We start from the raw sequence: 21,753 nt of genomic DNA, 5'->3' as shown, positions 1-21,753 counted from the left end.
ACTTCTTTAATACTCAGCTAGTTCTCTCATTGCCTTTTCCACTTTGTCGGGATTGACCATGAAGAATTTTTCCATTGTTGGTGAGTAAGGCATTGCTGGTACGTCTGGACCTGCTAATCTCATAATCGGTGCATCAAGTTCAAATAGGCAATTTTCAGCAATAATTGCTGAAACCTCACTCATAATGCTTCCTTCTTTATTATCCTCTGTCACAAGTAGTACTTTTCCAGTTTTCGATGCTGCTTCAATGATTGCCTCTTTATCTAAAGGATATACAGTTCGTAAGTCTAAAATATGAGCGTTAATACCGTCTTTAGCTAAACGCTCTGCTGCCTGCAATGCAAAATGGACACATAATCCATATGTAATGACAGTAATGTCATCACCTTCACGTTTTACATCTGCTTTTCCAATTGGCAATACATAATCATCTTCTGGTACTTCCCCTTTTATTAAACGATATGCTCGTTTATGTTCAAAGAAAAGTACAGGGTCCTCATCTCGAATTGCAGCTTTAAGTAATCCTTTTACATCGTACGGTGTAGAAGGCATAACAATTTTTAAACCAGGTTGATTTGCAAAAAGAGCTTCAACCGATTGAGAGTGGTATAAAGCCCCGTGAACGCCTCCACCATATGGAGCACGGATTGTAATTGGACAACTCCAATCATTATTAGAACGGTAGCGAATTTTAGCTGCTTCTGAAACAATTTGGTTCACCGCAGGCATTATAAAATCTGCAAATTGCATCTCAGCTATCGGTCTCATTCCATACATTGCTGCACCGATTCCAACACCAGCTATAGCTGATTCTGCTAATGGAGTGTCGATTACCCGATGTTCACCAAACTGTTCATACAAACCATTTGTAGCCTTAAATACTCCACCTTTTCTTCCAACATCTTCTCCTAAAACAAAAACTTTAGGATCTCTTTCCATCTCTTCTCGTATTGCCATCGTAACAGCATCAATATAAGAAATTACTGGCATTTTATTTCCCCCCAACTACTGGCGCATAAACAAATTTCAAAGCATCCTCTGGTTCTGCATAAGGTGCATTTTCAGCATAGTCTGTTGCTTCATTCACTTGCTTTGTCACACGTTCGGTTATTTCTTTTTCCTTTTCTTCACTCATAACCCCGGTAGATGTTAAATATGCTGCAAAAGATAGAATCGGATCCTTCTTTTTCGCTTCAGCAACCTCTGATTGCTCACGATATGCACGATCATCATCATCTGATGAATGTGCAGTGAGACGATATGAAATTGTTTCAATTAATGTTGGGCCATCACCACGGCGACCACGATCTGCTGCTTCTTTAACAGCTTTATACACTTCAAGTGGGTCATTACCATCAACCGTAAAACCAGGCATTCCATACCCAATTGCACGATCAGATATTTTTTCGCATGCAACTTGTTTTTCATATGGAACAGAAATCGCATATTTATTATTCTCACACATAAAAATAACAGGCAGTTTATGTACAGCAGCAAAGTTTGCCCCTTCATGAAAATCACCTTGGTTAGATGAACCCTCACCAAAGGTAACGAAAGTAACTAAATCCTTCCCTTCCATTCTTCCACCTAAAGCAACTCCAACCGCATGTGGAACTTGAGTAGTAACAGGGGAAGAACCTGTTACAATTCGATTTTTCTTTTGACCAAAATGCCCTGGCATTTGGCGTCCACCTGAATTTGGATCTTCCAATTTTGCAAAACCAGACAGCATAAGCTCAGTTGCAGTCATACCAAAAGTAAGCACTACACCCATATCACGGTAATATGGTAGGACATAATCTTTCTCTCGATCTAAAGCAAATGCAGCCCCAACCTGTGCAGCTTCCTGGCCTTGACAAGAAATTACAAATGGAATCTTTCCAGCACGATTTAGCAGCCACATTCTCTCGTCAATTTTACGAGCTAGCAGCATTGTTTCATACATTTCTAAAACAGCTTCATCACTTAGGCCTAATGCCTGATGACGATTTTCAGTCATTTTTCATACCTCCTATTAAATAAGATTATCCGTGTATTGCTTTTCCATCAACTGCGAGTGCAGCTTCACCGATTGCCTCTGAAAGTGTAGGGTGTGGATGAATTGTATGGGCAACTTCCCAAGGAGTTGCATCTAAAACCCTCGCCAAACCAGCTTCAGATATCATATCCGTTACATGTGGGCCAATCATATGAACACCTAATAAGTCATCCGATTCTTCATCTACTACAAGTTTTACAAATCCATCTGATTCTCCAAATACTAGTGCTTTACCAATCGCTCTAAAGGAAAACTTACCAGTTTTAACTTTATATCCTTTGTCTTTCGCTTCGTCTTCTGTATAACCAACACTCGCAACCTCTGGATTACTGTATACACATTTTGATACTAGTGAGTAATCAATTGGGAGTGGATTTTCATTTGCCATATGCTCAACCGCTACAATCCCCTCGTGAGATGCAACATGCGCAAGTTGTAGACCTCCGATTACATCACCAATCGCATAAATATGGGATTCTTTCGTTTGAAAAAATTCATTTGTAGTAATGAAACCTTTATCAACCATAATTTCTGTATTTTCAAGGCCGATTCCTTCAATATTTGCTTGACGTCCAACTGAAACAAGTAATTTATCAGCGTGAAATGATTTTTGTTCTCCCTTGTGCTCAGCTTGTATCGATACTCCATTTCCCTTATCAATTGTCTCGGGTAAAACCTTTGCACCGGTTACAATTTTTACACCTTTTTTCTTCATTAGACGCTGCATTTCTTTCGATACTTCTTTATCTTCTGTAGGAAGTATTCGATCTGCATATTCTAATACTGTTACTTCTAGACCAAAATCATTCAGCATTGACGCCCATTCAATCCCAATTACTCCGCCACCAACAATAATAATTGAATTAGGGAGGCTTTCCATTTCCAAAGCTTCATCTGATGTCATTACATACGCACCATCTGCCTCAAGACCTTGAAGTGTACGTGGTCTTGATCCCGTTGCAATGATTACGTTCTTTGGGATAAGCATCTCATTTTCATCTCCATTGTTCATTTCAACAGAGATTGTACCTGGCATTGGTGAGAAAATAGAAGGTCCAAGGATACGTCCAAGTCCCTCATAGACATCAATTTTCCCTTGCTTCATTAAATGCTGAACACCTTTGTACAGTTGATCAGTAATCTTCCTTTTTCGTTCTTGTACCTTTGTAAAATCAAGAGCAACATCTTTGGCAATGACACCAAAATCTTCACTTCGTAATGTTGTTGAATAAACTTCAGCACTTCGTAATAAAGCCTTACTAGGTATACATCCTGCGTGAAGACATGTGCCACCAAGCTTGCCTTTTTCAACAACGGCGACTGATAATCCTAATTGTGAAGCACGGATTGCTGCAACATATCCCCCAGTACCTCCACCGAGAATAACCAAATCATATTCTTTTGCCATACTTTTTCACCCTTCTTTCAAACCATTAATTAAGAACAGAAGTTTGTAGCTTTTGTCCTGGATATTGTTTTTCCTGCTCTTCTCCTCTTAAAACACGTAATGCACCATCAGCTAGGGCTTGGAGTTCATTTTCTCCAGGTTGAATAATAACATCCGCAATCCAATTTATCCGTTCAGAAATTTCATTTACAAAGCCTTTACCATATGCCAAACCACCAGTAAGAATGATAGCATCGACTTTACCAGAAAGAACAGCACTAGCCGAACCAATTTCTTTTGCAACCTGATATGCCATCGCACTATATATAAGCTTTGCGTTATCATTGCCTTTTTCAATCATTTTTTCAACTTGAACAGCATCATTTGTGCCTAGATAGCCTACCATCCCGCCTTGACCAACAAGTTTCTTCATAATTTCTTCTCTGTAATAATTACCCGAAAAGCATAGTGCAACAAGATCTCCAGCAGGGACAGTACCAGCCCGTTCAGGACTAAATGGTCCATCCCCGTGTAGTCCATTATTGACATCAATTACTTTTCCTTCTTTATGAACACCTACAGTTATTCCTCCACCCATATGGGTTACAATGAGATTTAATTCTTCATACTTTTTGCCAAGTTCTCTAGCAACTCTTCTTGCAACTGCTTTTTGATTTAATGCATGAAAAATACTTTTTCTTTCAATTAAAGAAAATCCTGAAATTCTTGCTATTGCGTCTAATTCATCTACCACAACAGGATCTACAATGTACGACGGGATATTCAACCCCTTGGCAATTTCATGTGCGATAATTCCCCCAAGGTTTGAAGCATGTTGTCCTGCATAGCCAAGTTTCAAATCTTGTAGCATATGCTCATTTACCCTATAAGTACCACCTTCGATTGGTCGTAATAACCCACCACGACCACAAACAGCATTTAATTTTGAGATATTAATACCTTCACTATCCAATGTTTCTAATATAGTCGTTTTTCTAAAGTCATATTGAGCAATAATGCTTTCAAATGAATTTATAACAGAGCTATCGTGCCGGATCGTTTTCTCAAAAACTGAGCGTTCATTATCATAAACACCAATTTTTGTTGATGTTGAACCAGGGTTGATAACAAGAATACGATATTCTTTTTCCTGCAACGTCGAGACCTCCAATTGATGAAACTATATAGGCATACAAAGATGGAGGGTATGGAATCCACACATCCCCCCACATAATTGATTACTTGTTTCTACGACTTAAAATATGTTGTCCATTTTGCAAAAATTGACTACGAGAATTTCTCATTTTTTCAATACGTTCTTCAGCTAGACGATCTGCAGCTTGGTAAGTTGGAATTCGATCACGTTTGGCAATGTTTATTACCTTTTCGATCGTGTCATATATAAGTTCAACCTTCTTCATAGCGCGCTCTTGATTGTAACCATATAATTCATCCGCAACATTAATTACACCACCTGCGTTAATTACATAATCAGGTGCGTATACAATACCTAATTCGTGGATAACATCACCATGACGCGCTTCTTTTAATTGATTATTTGCAGATCCTGCAATAACTTTTGCTTTTAATTGTGGAATTGTTACATCATTGACAGTAGCACCGAGAGCACAAGGTGCATAAATATCACAATCTACACCGTATATTTCATCTGGTTCTACAGCTTTAGCACCGAAATCTTCTACCGCTCGATTTACCGCTTCTTTATTAATATCTGTAACAATTAACTGTGCACCTTCTTCATGTAAATATTTACATAAAGTGTATGCTACATTACCAACTCCTTGAATGGCGACTACTTTTCCTTCTAAAGAGTCAGATCCAAAAGCTTCTTTTGCTGCTGCTTTCATCCCTCTATACACTCCATATGCAGTTACCGGAGATGGATTACCAGATGAACCAAATGCAGGTGAGATACCGGTTACGAAATCTGTTTCTTCATGAATAAGATCCATATCTGCAACAGTAGTACCTACATCTTCTGCAGTAATATATCTACCATTTAATCCTTGAATATAACGGCCAAATGCTCTAAATAATTCTTCACTTTTATCTTTTCTTGGATCTCCGATTATAACTGTTTTTCCTCCACCTAGGTTCAATCCAGCTGCAGCATTTTTATATGTCATACCTTTTGCTAGCCGAAGAGCATCTTCTATTGCCGCTTCTTCTGATGCATATGTCCACATGCGTGTTCCACCTAATGCTGGTCCCAATGTTGTATCATGTATTGCGATAATTGCCTTTAATCCAGATTGCTTATCTTGACAAAAAACCAATTGCTCGTAATCGTATTTTTCCATATAAGTAAATAATTCCATTTTGTAATTCCTCCCTATTATAAGAACAGTGTTAGTTAACAGAGCATACCGCTAAAGCTAGAGAATATAACTTACTTTCAGCAGAATCTGCTCTAGATGTTAAAACGATTGGTGATTTTGCTCCTGCAATTATTGCCCCAACCTTTGCATTTGCAAAATAAACTAGTGATTTGTAGAGTGCATTTCCAACTTCTATTGTTGGAACAACTAAAATATCAGCCTCTCCAGCTACATTACTTACTATGCCCTTATGTTCAGCAGCAAATGAAGAAATTGCATTATCAAGAGCCAGTGGTCCATCAACCACACAGTTATTTATCTGCCCACGTCTGTTCATTTGTGTTAATGAAGCTGCATCTATTGTTGCTTGCATTCCAGGATTAATGACCTCGACAGCAGCAATAGGTGCTACTTTTGGATTATCTATTCCAATTGAGTTAGCAACTGCAACAGCATTTTTTATGATATGAACCTTTTGTTCTAGATCTGGCGCTATATTCATCGCAGCATCTGTTAATATGATGAATCTTTCATACCTTGGTACTTCAAACACCGCCACATGAGATAGCACACTTCCAGTTCTTAATCCATAATCTTTATTAAGTACCGCTTTTAATAAAGTGGAAGTTGGAATATTTCCCTTCATCAAAACATCCGCATCATTAGCATGGACTGCCTTTACAGCTAATTCAGCTGATTTCTCCACTGAAATCGTATGAATGACCTGAATCGCTTCATGCCGGATACTAACATTCTTTTCTGATAGTAAATGTATAATTTTTTCACGGTCTCCATACAACAGAAATTGAGCTAGCTTATGATTAAGAGCTTGGACAACAGCGTCAATTACTTCTTCATCTTCAGCAGCCGCAACAGCAACCTTTACATCCTTATTTCGGGTTGCATTTGTGATAAGTTCGTCTAATTCCATGAAGTTTCAACCCTCTCCTCTACTAAAAGATAAACTGTTGTACACAAGATTATATGATGCAAGATTTGTGCCAACCTACAAAATGGTGAAAACGCTTTATTGTAGAATGGTCGTTTTGCAACATTTTGCAAATCGTGCATTTTATTGCGTGCCATTATTTGCAAGATCATATTTTTCTAATTTGTAGTATAAGCTCCTTAGAGAAATACCTAATGATTTTGCGGTTAGTGTTTTATTGCCAGAATGATTAGCAAGTACCTTCGAAATAACCTTAGCTTCATATCTTTCAACAAGATCTGATAGTGGTTCGTTGGCATCCCCTGATAATTGTATAGTAACTTGGTTCGATTCCTTTTGATCGATATTCTTCAACGGTTGAATATGCTTTACATCAATTAGTTTCTCTTGAAACTTCATGAATATAATGGCTCGTCCTAGAATATTTTCTAGTTCCCTTACATTACCAGGCCAATTGTATGACATCAAATAATTAATCGCATCAACAGTCAACCCTTCTACATTCCGACCATAATCTTGATTAATTTTATAGAGTAAATGTTCTGATAGATATTGAATATCTTGCTTCCTCAACCGGAGTGGCGGAATATGAATTGGCATTCTGTTCAAACGGTAATAGAGGTCTTCTCGAAAAGTTCCATTAATAATCCCCTTTTCAAGATTAACATTAGTTGCTGCTATTACTCTTACATCAATTGTGAGAGGTTTTATACCTCCAACTCGAGTGATTTCATGTTCTTGTAATACCCTCAATAGTTTCGCTTGGGTACCAGCTGACAATTCACCAATTTCATCCAAGAAAATACTTCCGTTATTTGCCTCTTCAAATAATCCTTTTTTACCTCCGCGTTTTGCACCGGAAAAAGCACCTTCCTCATAACCAAATAATTCACTTTCTAATAAATTTTCTGATAGAGCAGCACAGTTTACTCGAACAAATTTATTGTATTTTCGTTTACTAGCATTATGTATTGCGTGTGCAAATAATTCCTTACCTGTTCCAGATTCGCCTCTCAACAAAACAGTTGCAGGTGTCTTCGCACCAAGCTTTGCTTGTTCAATGGCAAATTCCATTTCTTCTGAAGATCCAATAATATCTTCAAATGAATACTTTGCTTCTAACGTTCGAATGATATGTCTAGCACGATTCAATTCTGTTGTTAATTGACTGATTTCGGAAACATCGTGAACAACACCGACACTTCCTTTTAATTTCCCATCCACAATAACTGGTGCAACATTCACAACGACATCCTTATTATTCGGACCTAATTTCATCCGAACACCTCTTACCGGTCTACGGGTTGTCAAAACCTTCATATGCATACTTTCACCTTCAGAAATATCCGCGGTAGCCGGTTTTCCGATAATCTCATCCTGTTCCAATCCTGTAATTCTCGTATATGCACGGTTTATTAATATCCCTCGTCCATCTTCATCTACAACAGAAATAGCGTCATCAGATGATTGAATAATTGCTTCCAGCATTGTTTGTATTTCTTTTAAATTCGTAATTTCTTCAGCTAAATTCACGACTTCGGTAATATCTTTAAAAACTGCAAAAGCACCCATCAATAAGCCAGATTCATTCACCATCGGAATTCGGGTAGTAATGATTTTCCTTCCATTATCCAGAATAAACTCTTGATTTATCTCTACAGCTCTTGAATGTAACACTTCTGGCAGCTTACTAGCAGGAATGCAATCATAAATGTGTTTCCCAATCACACTATTTTTAGATACACCAATCATCCTTGCAGCACTATTATTTAAAAGCATCACATTGCTATTTACATCAATAACAATCATACCGTCATGGGTAGAATTAAATATTAAATCATGTTTATATGTTTCATCCCTTAATTTACTAATGAGTTCCTCTTTTTCTTCCATTAGTTTAGAGGTGATATAAGCTACAGCACCAGGAATGAGTACCGTTGTTTTATGTCTTTTTTCTCTTATTTCTTTAAATACTTGTTCATTTCCTGTTGCCTCTATTACGATATCAATATCCGGCGTTAAAAATACTCTCCAATCATCACCTGTTGAAATATTTAATTTTTGAGCTAATACTATTCCAGGAGCAGATTTATTTCGATCGATGACAGCCACTACTTTTAACATCTCTGTTTCTTGCAATATCCGCAAAATAGCTGCTCCACCTTTTCCAGCTCCGACGATCATGACCGTTTGCATCGAAAGTACCACCACCCATTTTAGAAAATTAGGATATGCAAAAAACCGCAAAAGAATTAACAGCTTCCTGCAATAATTTGCATAATACTATCATACAGATACTTTCCTTGCTTGACAAATTTTTTTAAAAGCTTACATTTTATATATACTTACTTTTTTGAGAGGGTTTTTATTATGCAACGTTTGATTGCCTTAATTATTATTTTGATTCCTGGGTTTATGGCGGCAATAGGAATAAAATTTATGAGAGATGTATTTTTCGGGATATTGCATTCACCACTTTCATATTTATGGCTTCAATTTATCCTTGGATTACTTCTTTTTATCATAGGCCTTGGATTTATTGGCGGGTTTGTCTTATATCGTGATCGAAAAAGAAATAAGGTTCAACAGAAATTTCAAAGAAAATAATTAATAATAAAGAAACTCGCCAATTAGGCGAGTTTCTTTATCTTAAAAGTTGGATTGCTCTTTCTGGATAGTCCGTTATGATAGCTGAACATGGATATGAGGCTAATCTTTTCATATGTTTTTCGTCATTTACCGTAAACGGTCTTACCTTAATTCCTTTTTTCTGTGCTTCAATGACAATTTCCTTTTTCGCGACCGGATGATATGGATGGATACTGTTTGCTTGTAATCGGTTAGCATAATCCCATGGTTCATAGATTCCTTCCATAAATAAGAGGGCAATTTCTATAGTAGGAGATAACTGTCGGCATTTTACCATCCCATAGTGATTAAATGAGGATAATATAACTCTCTTTTCATATTTATACTCCTTAATTAGTGCTATTGTTTTTTCCTCAAGCATTTTATACTGAACGAGTCCATTTTTTAATTCAACATTTATTAAAATATTATTTGACTTAGCCCATTTAAAAACCTCTTTAAGAGTGGGAATTTCACAAAAACCGTACTTGCTTTTAAATTTATAGCTTGCATCCAATTTTTTTATTTCAACTAACGTTAAATCCTTCACCCATCCTTTTCCATTTGTCGTTCGATTTACTGTTTCATCGTGAATAATCACTAATTCGCCGTCTTTTGTCATTTGTACATCAAGTTCAATGCCATCTGCTCCAACTCGTGCGGCTTCTTTAAAAGATATCATCGTATTCTCAGGATGTGTTCCTGCTGATCCCCTATGTCCGAATATTTCAGTTCTCATGATTTCTTCACTTCCTTACCCTATCAAGAAGCCTTGTGTTCAAGTCGAAGTTTATCTGCAACCATCGCAATGAATTCTGAATTTGTAGGTTTTGCTTTAGACATGCTTACTGTATAACCAAATAAAGATGAGATTGAATCAATATTCCCCCTACTCCATGCAACCTCAATTGCATGACGAATTGCCCGCTCTACACGGCTTGCAGTTGTATTAAATTTTTTGGCAATATCCGGATAGAGAACCTTTGTAATAGAGCCTAATAATTCAATATCATTGTATACCATTGAGATTGCTTCTCGTAAATATAAATAACCTTTAATATGTGCAGGTACACCTATTTCATGAATAATACTTGTAATACTTGCATCTAAATTTTTCGGACCATTTTCGGACTGTGTTTTAAATGTTGAATTTGACCTCATAATGGCCTGTGGTGCTTTACCACTTACTTGGCGAATTCGATCTGCTAAATTTTCCATGTCAAAAGGCTTTAAAATAAAATATGACGCTCCTAAATCGACTGCCTTTTTCGTTACATCTTCTTGGCCAAATGCGGTCAACATAATGACATTGGGTTGTTTTTCTCTATTCGAATTACGTATTTTTTCTAAAACTGCTAATCCATCTAAATGTGGCATAATTATATCTAAAACGAGGACGTCAGGTTGTTTTTCTTGTAAAAGGTTCAGACACTCTTGACCATTGTAAGCTACACCTAACACTTCGATATCATCTTGGCTAGATAAATACTCTTCCAACAAGTTTACTAATTCTCTGTTGTCATCAACCACACATACTTTAATTTTTTTCACTCTGTTTCCTCCTCAAGCTAATCAAAAAAATTTGTCTATATTTTTATTCTAAAGAAAGAATTCGACAATGCAATATAAAATCCTTTAATTTTTTAAATAAATTGAAAAATATTATTGAATTTTATAATTTTCTCCATTATACTTAAATATTCGACCAGAAGCGCTAAATTCCTAATAATAATTACATAAATTGTCGAAACAAAGAAAAAGCGAGCAGTGTTTAGCTCGCTTTTTGTCTTTCCTTTTCATATATGTTAATTCCTGCTTCATTTAGCATCCATTCGATATGGACACCGTAACCGGAGGTTGGGTCATTCACAAAAACATGTGTCACAGCACCAATTAATTTCCCATTTTGAATAATTGGGCTTCCACTCATGCCCTGAACAATTCCACCAGTCTTCTCTAATAATCGTTTGTCTGTTATTTTTACAACCATACCTTTTGTTGCTGGTATTTTTTGCGGAATTGCGCTCACAATTTCAACATCGAATTCCTCAACTTTATCATTATCCACAACCGTTAGGATTTTTGCTGGCCCTTTTTTAACTTGATGGGATAATGCAATTGGTAACGGCTTATCCATTATTTCATTATTTATTTGTTTTGAAAGTGATCCAAATATACCAAATGGGCTATTTCTCGTTATATTCCCGATTACTTCTTTATCTGGTGAAAATCTTGCTAATTTTTCTCCAGGATCTCCATTACTTCCTTTTTCGATAGAAGTAACTGTTGATCTGACAATTTGACCGTCTGATACGACAATTGGTTCCTTTGTATCCATATCAGAAATCACATGGCCGAGTGCCCCATATTTTTTAGAACCCGGATGATAAAATGTCATTGTCCCTATCCCTGCTGCTGAATCACGAATATACAAACCAATCCGATAGGCGTGATCATTTTTATCTTTTAAAGGAACTAATTTTGAATCAAGCTCCTCTTTGTCACGGACAATTTTCAAGTGTAACGGTTTTCCCGTTTTACCAGCTTCTTGAACAAAAGGTGCGACATCACTCATATTATTGATTTTTTTACCATTTATCTCCTTGATTATATCGCCAACCTCTACTCCAGCAATTTCTCCAGGTGATTTTTTACCTTCTATTGTATCAATTTGATGATGTCCAACAACCAGTACCCCAAGAGTGTTCAATTTTACTCCTATCGACTGTCCACCAGGAATTACTTTAAAGTCTGATAGAACTTTTACATTGACTTTTTTGATTGGGATCCCAGCTAATTTAACCATCATCTTTCCATCACCGCTCTCTTTTCCAGCTACTGAAAGCGTTTGGTTTTCCACTGTTGATGTCAAGGTTTTATTTTTCTTTTCTAAAGTTGTTGTCACTGGTAATGAAGTTTGTACAGTAAAGGCTTCACCTTCAAATAAGGTAAGCTGTTTTGGAATCTCAATATATTCTTTTAAAGGCTTGTTAAAAGCTAAAGCCACTAATGAAACAAGGAGAATTGTACCTATGATATATCTCATTTTATCTATTTTCACTTATTTTCACTCTCCTCGCTCCTATCCCATGCCACCATCAGCCATCCATGATGGTTACACTATTTAATTTGGCCTTTCTTGCGAACATTTATAACTACAAAGAGATTAAAAAAGCTACCCTTTTTGGATAGCATTACAAATTTTTTAGGTATTATTTTTTTACCTTCTTACTATTTTCAGCAAGCTTTAATAATTCCTTTGCGTGTTCCTTCGTTAAGTCAGTCACTTCAACTCCCGAGATCATTCTCCCGATTTCTTTGACTTTTTCAATTTCATTCAATGATGTTACAGATGTAGTTGTGCGACCTTCAATTGTTTCTTTAGCGATAAATAAATGAGTATCTGCCATTGCAGCAACCTGAGGTAGATGAGAAATACATAAAACCTGAGATCCAACAGAAACACCATATATTTTTTCTGCAATTGCTTGTGCAACCCTACCACTAACACCTGTATCAACCTCATCAAATATAATTGAGGTGATTCCTTGATGCTTAGAGAAGATACTCTTTAATGCTAACATGATTCTGGAAAGCTCACCGCCTGAAGCTATTTTTGTTAAAGGCTTCATCGGTTCTCCTGGATTTGTAGAAATATAAAACTCAATATTATCTGTTCCATTTGAAGTAAATTTGTTTTTAGTTTCACTTTCAAAAATTATATCAAATGAAGCTTTTTCCATGTGTAATTCTTTTAGTTCTTGTCCAATTTTAATTATGAGTTCTTTTGCTAACTTTTTGCGAAGTAACGATATATTGGAGGCTTCAATTTGAAGATCTTCGGTAACTGACTGAAACTCTATCTTCAATTGACCAATGTGTTGATCTCGATTTTGAATCGTGTCAATTTCATCTTCAATTGATGCAGCATATTCTAAAATTTGTTCAACTGTTTGACCATATTTTCTCTTTAATTGCGTTATTTCATTCAAACGATTTTCAATAAAATCTAATCTTTTTGGATCATACTCAAGTTTGTCAAGTTGATCACGAACCTTATATGTTGTCTCTTCCAGCAAATAGAAGCTATTTGAAATTGCTTCATGTATCTCTTTAAGTTCTTCATCTAAATCAGCCAAATCCTCAGAATGACTCATAGCTAGACCTACCCAGTCTAAGCCATGCTGATCACCATACAATGCATTATAGCTGTTGCGTAAGCCACCAAATATCTTTTCAAAATTTGCTATTTTACGTTTTTCTTCTGTAAGCTCAATATCTTCATTTGGCTGAAGGTCTGCATTTCCAATCTCTTTAAGCTGAAATTGGAGGAGGTCAAGTCGATGGGCTAATTCTTGTTCATTTTCATTAAATTTATTTAATTTATGTTTCAAAGCAAGAAAGTTTTTATACACTCGCTGGTATTCTTGAAGAGATCGTTCAACCTCTTTCCCCCCAAAATGATCCAATAATTGGATATGCCGCTCTTGATTCATTAAATCTTGATGCTCATGTTGACCATGTATATCAATTAATGTTCTTCCAAACTCCCGCAAAATAGCAATTGTGACTAGTTTACCATTAATTCTGCAAACACTTTTACCATTCCTAGAAATATCTCTACGAAGTACAATCATTCCCTCACTTATTTCAATTCCAAACTCAAATGCTTTCATATAACATGGGTGTTTGATATCCTCAATTAAAAATAACCCTTCAATTTCAGCTCGGTCTTCACCATAGCGGACAAATTCTGCCGATCCCCTCCCACCCACTAATAAATGGACAGCATCAATAATAATCGATTTTCCAGCCCCTGTTTCACCAGTTAAAACAGTAAGTCCTTTTTCTAATGAAACTTCTAGAGAATCGATAATAGCAAAATTCTTAATGGATAATTCAGCTAACAACAGGTAACACCTCCTGACTTTCCTTACATTTAATTAGAGCATATCTAAAAAACGTTTCGAAATTATTTCTGTCTCTTTAGGCGTTTTACATATAATTAAAATGGTATCATCGCCACAAATCGTACCTAAAATTTCCTCCCAATCCAGATGATCTATCAAAGCACCAATTGCATTTGCATTCCCTGGTAGAGTTTTCATTACAAGCATATGTCCTGCAGCATCAATTTTCACAAATGCATCCATAAGCGAACGTTTTAATTTTTGGAGGGGGTTGAAGCGTTGATCTGCTGGTAAACTATATTTATATCTACCATCAATCATGGGGACTTTAACAAGATGAAGTTCTTTAATATCCCTTGAAACAGTAGCTTGGGTAATGTTATATCCTTCACTTTTTAAAATATCTACAATTTCATCCTGTGTTTCAATATCATTACTGGTAATAATTTCTCTTATTTTAATATGCCTTTGCCCTTTGGTCACTTTAAGCACCTTCTTTCGCTATATTTCTACACTATATGTTATCTGAATCTGACAAAATTGTACATTAATTTTATATTTTACATAAAGAAAACTCGCCGATTGGCGAGCCTTTAGGCGAAGACAGAGGCGTTAGTTGCACTTATTCGGATAAGAAAGTTATAACTTTCTTATCCGTTAAAACAAGGAATAACATGAATGTTATTCCTATGGGATTTATTTATTTTCTTTTAGGACTGAATGGGCTGTATCGACAACTTCCTTAACTGAAGTTTGTAATTTATTTGTACCAATCTCTACTGGACCATTCCAACGCAAATGTAGTAAAAACTCAATATTTCCTTCTCCTCCAGTTATAGGAGAAAAGGAGAGATTTATACAATCATACCCTTCCTTTATGGAAGTTTCAATCATATTAGATAGAACACTTTCATGTGTTTTAGGATCACGTACAATTCCTTTTTTACCAACTTGATCTCTTCCTGCTTCAAACTGAGGTTTTACTAGAGCTACAATGTCACTATTTGGGACCAGTAATGTCTTTAGTACCGGAAGAATTAATTTCAAAGAAATAAAAGATACATCAATTGTTGCAAACTCGGGCATTCCATTTTGAAGATCAACTGGTGTCACATATCGAAAATTTGTACGTTCCATAACAACAACTCGACTATCTTGCCTCAACTTCCAAGCAAGCTGGTTGTAACCTACATCAAGTGCATAGGACATTTTCACACCATTTTGGAGAGCACAATCAGTGAAACCTCCAGTTGATGATCCTATGTCTAACATTATTTTCCCTTCAACAGATAAGTTAAATTCCTTGAGGGCCTTTTCTAACTTCAATCCACCGCGACTAACATACGGAATGACATTTCCTTTCACTGTTAATGGAATGTCATACTCAACCTTTTCACCAGGTTTGTCTAAACGTTCTTCCTTCGTATAGACGAGACCTGCCATTATTGTCCGTTTTGCTTTTTCCCTCGTTTCAACTAAGCCTCTTTCGACCAATAGTACATCAAGTCGTTCTTTCTTTGTTGCCATCTACTACGCTCTTTTCTGCTTTTTAGGTGCTAATTTTTGAATTCTTTTTATAACATCTTCTGTTGTCATGCCAATTTCTTTCAAAAGCTCATTAACATTACCATGCTCGATAAATTCATCAGGGATGCCCATTCGATCTATAATGCTGTGCTGATAATGATGGTCATGAGCAAATTCAAGTACTGCACTACCAAATCCACCTTGTAAAACAGACTCTTCAATTGTTAAAATCGGTATATTGGCCGCAAATATTTGATGAAGAATATCAGTATCAAGAGGTTTTATAAATCTTGCGTTGACAACTTTAACAGAAATATCATCCTGCGCAAGAATTGATGCAGCCTCGAGTGCCATTGGGATTGTCGTTCCAAAGGTTAAGATTACTGCATCATTACCTTCCTTTAATACTTCCCACGAACCTATTGGTATAAGTTTTAATTCCTCATCCATTTTAACTCCCAAGCCATTTCCCCTCGCATAGCGAAGGGCAATTGGACCTTCATTATAGCTGAATGCAGTATTAACCATATGTTGACCTTCATTTTCATCTTTAGGCATCATGAGAACCATATTCGGAATATGTCGTAGGAAGGCAATATCAAATACACCCTGGTGAGTTTCACCATCTGCACCGACCAGTCCTGAACGATCGATACCCAAAAATACATTTAAATTTTGACGGCATATATCGTGAAGTACTTGATCATATGCACGTTGTAAAAAAGTTGAATAAATAGCTAAGAACGGTTTCATATTTTGAGTTGCTAGTCCAGCAGCCATCGTTGTAGCATGTTGTTCAGCAATACCTACATCGTACATCCGCTCCGGAAATTCTTTTGCAAAACCCTCTAATTTTGATCCAACTGGCATCGCTGGGGTAATCGCAACAATTCTATCATCATAACGAGCAATTTTTCGAACTGTTTCACTAATAACCGCGCTCCATGCAGGTGGGGTATTTACAGGTTTTACAAAATCACCTGTTTCTATCTTATAAGGACCTGTACCATGCCAAGTTCCAATCGTATCAGTTTCAGCAGGTTTATAGCCTTTACCTTTTTTTGTAATGACATGTAAGATTACAGGCCCCTTTGTTTTTTTTGCGTATTCTAGGTTTTCAAATAGATTTTCAAAACTATGCCCGTCAATAGGTCCTAAATAAGTAAAACCAAGTTCTTCAAAAAATACACCAGAAACTAATAAATATTTCAGGCTATCTTTGATTCTTTCTGCGGTTGCAGCAAGCTTTCCGCCTACAGCAGGAACTTTCTTAAGTAATTGCTCAAGTTCATCCTTAACCCAATTATATTTTCCAGCTGTACGTAAATGTGCAAGCACATTGTGAAGTGCTCCAACGTTTGGTGCAATCGACATTTCATTATCATTCAGAATGACAATCATATCCTTCTTTTCATGACCGATATGATTTAATGCTTCTAATGCCATTCCACCTGTAAGAGCACCATCACCTATAATTGGAATAATATGTTCTTTCGTACCTTTTATATCTCTTGCTACGACCATTCCCATTGCTGCAGACAGACTAGTCGAGCTATGACCTGTTTCCCATACGTCATGTTCACTTTCATTTCGCTTAGGAAAACCACATAATCCTTTAAATTGTCTTAATGTATCAAATTCACAAGCACGTCCTGTTAAAATCTTATGAACATATGACTGATGACCAACATCCCATAAAAATTTATCTTTTGGGCTGTCAAATTCTTTATGCAATGCAATGGTAAGTTCAACAACGCCAAGGTTCGGCCCAATATGCCCTCCTGTTCTAGAAAGCTTTTCAATTAGGAAATGTCGAATATCAGAACTTAATTGTTCTAATTCAGTAATAGACATATTTTTAAGGAACTTAGGGCCTTTAATATCAAAAAGATCCAAAGAATTCACTCACTTTCATACTCGAAATCATTCGATTTTCACAATTACTTTTTTAAAATAGCAATAATAACGTATATCAATTTGTAAAAAAAGCCGCTTGCACAAAAGTGATAAGCGGCAGTACCTTTTTTATCCGGTATTTGCATCAGAATAAATTCGTACTTATCTTCATCTTTTTAGGCTAGTATAACACAAAAAGGGTTATTACTCAATTAAGATACGTATGTAAGTGAATTTCTGGAAAATCCTATAGGTTCATTTTAATGATCTCTTGATGCTATCAAATTACACATATATTCTAGAATATCGTGTTTCATTTCGACACTAAATAGAAATTTTTTCGCCTCATTGATATGATATTCTAGTTTTTCTTTTGCTCCATCCAATGTTAAAAGAGCAGGATATGTATTTTTATGATTGGCAATATCGCTACCAATAGGCTTACCAATAAGTTCTACTGAGCCTTCAATATCTAATATATCATCTCTAATTTGAAATGCGATTCCTAAGTGATGGGCAAACTGTTCAAGCTTTTTTAGTTGTTCTTCAGTGGCATTTGCAATAATTGCCCCTGCAATAACACTATATGCCAATAGCTTCCCTGTTTTATGTCTGTGAATATATTCAAGGTCTTCAAGGGTTAGCTGGGCACCTTCACCTTCCATATCAGCAACTTGTCCACCTACCATCCCTTCAGGACCTGCTGCTTTTGCAAGTTCAGTAATAAGAGCTACCTTTTTCTCTGCTGAAATGGTGTCATTCGTTAACTCTGAAATTAATTGAAAACTAAATGTAAGTAGACCATCCCCCGCGAGAATTGCAAAAGCTTCCCCAAAAATCTTGTGATTCGTTGGTTTACCACGTCTTAAATCATCATCATCCATACTGGGCAAATCATCATGAATGAGGGAATATGTATGAATCATTTCAATCGCACATGCTGCCGGAATTCCAATCTGTTCATCTTGTCCAAAAGAATGTAATGTTCCTACTAATAGTAAAGGTCTTATTCTTTTACCTCCAGCCTCCAAGGAATAATTCATTGCATCTTTTATCTTTTTTGGAGCTGATAATGTGGATATATAGAGTGGTAATTGCTGTTCTATTCTTCTCTTCTGTGCTTCTAGGAATACTTCGATATCAGTTGGATTCACTGGTTATTCTTCCTCCTGAATGATAAACGGTTCTAGTTCGCCATCTTCTCGTAAAATTTGCTCCATCTGTTTTTCAACATTCTGAAGTTTATCATGACACATTTTAGAAAGCTTCATTCCTTCTTGGAAATAAGATATTGCTTTCTCAAGTGGTACATCGCCTTCCTCTAACTGGTCAACTATTTGTTCAAGTTGTTCCATTGCTTCCTCAAATGATAATGCCTTTTCTTCACTCATGGATTTCACTCTCCTTAATTTCAACGACTTCACAAGCGAGTTGCCCATCTTTTAGCTTCACATTAATGATATCCCTTTGTTCAATGTTTCGAACACTTTTAACTATTTGTTTTTGTTCATTATAGACAAGGCTATAGCCTCTCTCCATAATTTTCAATGGACTTAATGCCTCCAGCTTAGATAGAGTTGAAGAGAATAATAGCTTTTTTTGATTAACTAATTGATTCATTTCTTTTATTATCATTTTTTTATATAAAACTTGCTGTGCTTTTGCTCGTTCAAGCTTCTCTTTCGGATGATGGTTACTTAATCGCATTGAAAGTTTATTATGAAATTCTAATTTTCGACTAATGACTAGCTTTCCTTCTCGTTCTAGTCTTTCCACTACCCGATCAAGTTGTTGTTCTTTTTGAACATAAAGATTTTTTGGAAATCGAAAAGCATATGATTTTTGTAGATTTGATAATCTTTTTGAATCAGTATTTAGCCTTTCCTTCATAACACGTAATAAACGAGTCCTTTTAACTAGGAGTCGTTCCATCAACTCAGACAAATGAGGGACAGCTAACTCAGCAGCTCCAGTAGGTGTTGGCGCTCGCAAATCTGCTACAAAATCAGTAATTGTTATATCTGTTTCATGACCAACAGCAGAAATAATAGGTATAGATGATTTAAAAATTTCTCTTGCTACAATTTCTTCGTTAAAGGCCCATAGCTCTTCTATAGAACCGCCGCCTCGACCAATAATTAATACATCTAGATAACCGAGCATATTAGCTGTAGAAATTGCCTTGACTATTGAAGGCGCAGCGTTTGTTCCTTGCACAAGTGCCGGAATAACGATTACCTTTGCGATTGGATATCTTCTTCTAATCGTTGAAATAATATCGCGAATTGCCGCACCGGTTGGTGACGTAATTATTCCGATATGATGTGGGATTTTTGGAATTGGCTTCTTATACTCTTCTAAAAATAATCCTTCCGCATCTAGCCGTTTTTTTAATTCCTCATATGCTAAATAAAGATTTCCAATCCCATCGGGCTGCATTTCTTTCACATAGATCTGGTAATTCCCGCTCGATTCGAAGACTGTGATTTCACCACGAACTAAAACCTTCATTCCATTCTCAGGTGTAAATTTCAAACTACGATTATTACTAGAAAACATTACTGCTGAAATTCTAGCGTTTTGATCCTTTATGGTAAAATACATATGGCCACGACTATGTGCCTTGAAATTTGAAATTTCACCTTTTACCCAAATATCTTGTAAATGTGGATCTGCATCAAATTTGCGCTTTATGTATTTAGTCAGTGCAGTAACAGTTAGATATCTATTTTCAGTCATTAATACGCACCTTTATTGTCTTATAGATTTCGCAAAATTTTTAGCCGACTTCAATGTATTATATAAAAGCATCGTAATTGTCATCGGACCAACACCACCAGGGACTGGTGTAATATAGCTTGCCTTCTCTTTTCCTTCTTCAAATAGGACATCACCACATAACTTTCCAGTTGCAAGGCGATTAACCCCTACATCTATTACAATTGTGCCCTCTTTAATATAGTCACCAGTTAAAAAATTCGCCTTACCGACAGCAGCTATTAGAATATCTGCTTGTCTAGTGATTTCTTGTAGATTAACAGTTTTGGAATGACAATATGTAACTGTTGCACTTTCTTGTAAAAATAACTGGCCGACTGGTTTACCTACGATATTACTTCTTCCTACCACTACAACATGTTTGCCTTGGATTGGTATTTGTTTTGACTTTACCATTTCAACTATACCAAATGGTGTGCACGGCAAAAAGGATTCTTGTCCAGTCATCATTCTCCCAATATTAACTGGGTGAAAACCGTCGACATCCTTCTCCGGAGAAATTTTTTCAATAATGGACAGCTCATCAATTGTAGATGGTAATGGTAGTTGTACGAGTATCCCGTGAACCTCAGGATCATGATTTAAACGATCAATCTCATTAAGTAAATCCTCTTCGGTTATTGTTTCTGGATACTCTAACAATATGGAATGTATTCCCGTTTCATTGCATGCTTTTGTCTTTCCGGTTACATATGAACGTGAAGCTGGATTATTACCAACTAATAATACTGCTAAACCTGGTACAATTCCTTTTTTCTTTAATTCCTCAACCTCATTAGCAATTTCAATTCTTTTCTCTTTTGCTAATTCTTTTCCACTAATAATTTCAGCTGCCATTATTCTCCACTCTCCTTATAAAGTAATTTTTATAGTGAGTCTTTTACTTTTGACAATATTGCATTAACAAAACGACTTGAACTATCATCCCCGAAATTTTTAGCAAGTTCAATTGCTTCGTCAATACTTACCTTTACTGGAATTTCATCGATATATTTCATTTCATATACGGCAATTCGCAGTATTGAACGATCAACATTTGCTAATCTTTCCAAATTCCATTTCTCTAGATTTGCACGAAGTAATAAATCTATCTCTTCTTTTTTTTCAACAACACCAAATACAAGCTGCTCTAGGAAAGGGTCCGTCTTTGCATCTTCTAATACGTTCTCAATTGCTTCTTTTGGTTCACTTTCACTAACATCAATTTGAAATAATGATTGCAGGGCCTTTTCTCTAGCTGTTCTTCTCTTCATTTATTTATCTCCTTTAAATACATTGGATCGAAAATCGAAATTAATCAT

General features: G+C 36.1%; 20 protein-coding genes. 1 reads left to right on the top strand and 19 read right to left on the bottom strand.

Translation table 11 applies throughout. From position 1 onward, the window contains the following. Nucleotides 1-6: 6 nt before the first annotated feature. The 7 genes from MJG50_RS15010 to MJG50_RS14980 all read right to left on the bottom strand — a co-directional run bounded on the left by MJG50_RS15010 (nucleotide 7) and on the right by MJG50_RS14980 (nucleotide 8,909). Nucleotides 7-990, bottom strand: a complete 984-nt coding sequence (locus MJG50_RS15010; protein ID WP_240256563.1) for an alpha-ketoacid dehydrogenase subunit beta — start codon at nucleotides 988-990, stop codon at nucleotides 7-9. 1 nt (nucleotide 991) lies between these two features. Beyond that, nucleotides 992-1,999: a thiamine pyrophosphate-dependent dehydrogenase E1 component subunit alpha gene (locus MJG50_RS15005; protein ID WP_240256562.1), complete on the bottom strand. Its 1,008-nt coding sequence runs from the start codon at nucleotides 1,997-1,999 to the stop codon at nucleotides 992-994. Between the two features lie 25 nt (nucleotides 2,000-2,024). Next, the gene (lpdA, locus tag MJG50_RS15000; protein WP_240256561.1) at nucleotides 2,025-3,446 is read right to left on the bottom strand and encodes a dihydrolipoyl dehydrogenase; all 1,422 of its coding nucleotides are present in this window, start codon (nucleotides 3,444-3,446) and stop codon (nucleotides 2,025-2,027) included. 25 nt (nucleotides 3,447-3,471) lie between these two features. Continuing rightward, a complete protein-coding gene (gene buk, locus MJG50_RS14995) occupies nucleotides 3,472-4,581 on the bottom strand; it encodes a butyrate kinase (protein WP_240256560.1) in 1,110 nt (369 codons plus the stop codon). An 82-nt stretch (nucleotides 4,582-4,663) separates the two neighbouring features. Next, the gene (gene bcd, locus MJG50_RS14990) at nucleotides 4,664-5,764 is read right to left on the bottom strand and encodes a Leu/Phe/Val dehydrogenase (protein ID WP_240256559.1); all 1,101 of its coding nucleotides are present in this window, start codon (nucleotides 5,762-5,764) and stop codon (nucleotides 4,664-4,666) included. Nucleotides 5,765-5,795: 31 nt separating this feature from the next. Next, nucleotides 5,796-6,695 (bottom strand): phosphate butyryltransferase, encoded by a 900-nt coding sequence (gene yqiS, locus MJG50_RS14985; RefSeq protein ID WP_240256558.1) that lies wholly within the window; start codon nucleotides 6,693-6,695, stop codon nucleotides 5,796-5,798. Between the two features lie 141 nt (nucleotides 6,696-6,836). Further along, nucleotides 6,837-8,909, bottom strand: coding sequence for a sigma 54-interacting transcriptional regulator (locus MJG50_RS14980; protein WP_240256557.1), 2,073 nt, complete (start codon nucleotides 8,907-8,909; stop codon nucleotides 6,837-6,839). A 174-nt stretch (nucleotides 8,910-9,083) separates the two neighbouring features. Between MJG50_RS14980 and MJG50_RS14975 the strand changes: the two genes are divergently transcribed. Continuing rightward, nucleotides 9,084-9,320, top strand: a complete 237-nt coding sequence (locus MJG50_RS14975) for a DUF2627 family protein (protein ID WP_240256556.1) — start codon at nucleotides 9,084-9,086, stop codon at nucleotides 9,318-9,320. A gap of 37 nt (nucleotides 9,321-9,357) precedes the next feature. On the opposite strand, the gene MJG50_RS14970 is transcribed toward MJG50_RS14975, so the two are convergent. The 12 genes from MJG50_RS14970 to nusB form a co-directional block, all read right to left on the bottom strand. Beyond that, nucleotides 9,358-10,080, bottom strand: coding sequence for a glycerophosphodiester phosphodiesterase (locus tag MJG50_RS14970; protein ID WP_240256555.1), 723 nt, complete (start codon nucleotides 10,078-10,080; stop codon nucleotides 9,358-9,360). 23 nt (nucleotides 10,081-10,103) lie between these two features. Beyond that, nucleotides 10,104-10,892, bottom strand: a complete 789-nt coding sequence (spo0A, locus tag MJG50_RS14965) for a sporulation transcription factor Spo0A (RefSeq protein WP_240256554.1) — start codon at nucleotides 10,890-10,892, stop codon at nucleotides 10,104-10,106. A gap of 220 nt (nucleotides 10,893-11,112) precedes the next feature. Next, nucleotides 11,113-12,402 carry a SpoIVB peptidase gene (gene spoIVB / locus MJG50_RS14960; RefSeq protein ID WP_240256553.1) on the bottom strand — a complete coding sequence of 430 codons (1,290 nt, stop codon included), beginning with the start codon at nucleotides 12,400-12,402 and terminating at the stop codon, nucleotides 11,113-11,115. A 151-nt stretch (nucleotides 12,403-12,553) separates the two neighbouring features. Further along, nucleotides 12,554-14,251, bottom strand: a complete 1,698-nt coding sequence (recN, locus tag MJG50_RS14955) for a DNA repair protein RecN (RefSeq protein ID WP_240256552.1) — start codon at nucleotides 14,249-14,251, stop codon at nucleotides 12,554-12,556. A 33-nt stretch (nucleotides 14,252-14,284) separates the two neighbouring features. After that, on the bottom strand, nucleotides 14,285-14,734 hold the full coding sequence (gene ahrC / locus MJG50_RS14950) for a transcriptional regulator AhrC/ArgR (protein WP_240256551.1): 450 nt from the start codon (nucleotides 14,732-14,734) through the stop codon (nucleotides 14,285-14,287). 213 nt (nucleotides 14,735-14,947) lie between these two features. Continuing rightward, complete coding sequence (locus tag MJG50_RS14945; protein WP_240256550.1) at nucleotides 14,948-15,778, bottom strand: TlyA family RNA methyltransferase; 831 nt, start codon at nucleotides 15,776-15,778, stop codon at nucleotides 14,948-14,950. A gap of 3 nt (nucleotides 15,779-15,781) precedes the next feature. After that, entirely contained in the window at nucleotides 15,782-17,674 is a 1,893-nt protein-coding gene (gene dxs, locus MJG50_RS14940) for a 1-deoxy-D-xylulose-5-phosphate synthase (protein WP_240256549.1), read from the bottom strand. A 260-nt stretch (nucleotides 17,675-17,934) separates the two neighbouring features. Continuing rightward, nucleotides 17,935-18,828: a polyprenyl synthetase family protein gene (locus tag MJG50_RS14935; protein ID WP_240256548.1), complete on the bottom strand. Its 894-nt coding sequence runs from the start codon at nucleotides 18,826-18,828 to the stop codon at nucleotides 17,935-17,937. A 3-nt stretch (nucleotides 18,829-18,831) separates the two neighbouring features. Further along, a complete protein-coding gene (locus MJG50_RS14930) occupies nucleotides 18,832-19,065 on the bottom strand; it encodes an exodeoxyribonuclease VII small subunit (protein ID WP_240256547.1) in 234 nt (77 codons plus the stop codon). After that, nucleotides 19,058-20,413 carry an exodeoxyribonuclease VII large subunit gene (xseA, locus tag MJG50_RS14925; protein WP_240256546.1) on the bottom strand — a complete coding sequence of 452 codons (1,356 nt, stop codon included), beginning with the start codon at nucleotides 20,411-20,413 and terminating at the stop codon, nucleotides 19,058-19,060. The genes MJG50_RS14930 and xseA overlap by 8 nt, the downstream gene beginning before the upstream one ends. 12 nt (nucleotides 20,414-20,425) lie before the next feature. Next, nucleotides 20,426-21,289, bottom strand: a complete 864-nt coding sequence (gene folD / locus MJG50_RS14920; protein ID WP_240256545.1) for a bifunctional methylenetetrahydrofolate dehydrogenase/methenyltetrahydrofolate cyclohydrolase FolD — start codon at nucleotides 21,287-21,289, stop codon at nucleotides 20,426-20,428. A gap of 29 nt (nucleotides 21,290-21,318) precedes the next feature. Continuing rightward, the gene (gene nusB, locus MJG50_RS14915) at nucleotides 21,319-21,705 is read right to left on the bottom strand and encodes a transcription antitermination factor NusB (protein ID WP_240256544.1); all 387 of its coding nucleotides are present in this window, start codon (nucleotides 21,703-21,705) and stop codon (nucleotides 21,319-21,321) included. Nucleotides 21,706-21,753: the final 48 nt, after the last annotated feature.

Source organism: Fredinandcohnia quinoae (assembly GCF_022427965.1).
GTDB classification, from domain to species: Bacteria; Bacillota; Bacilli; order Bacillales; family Bacillaceae_L; genus Ferdinandcohnia; species Ferdinandcohnia quinoae.
Note: the sequence above shows the minus strand (reverse complement) of the source record. Positions and strands in the feature narration are given on the sequence as shown.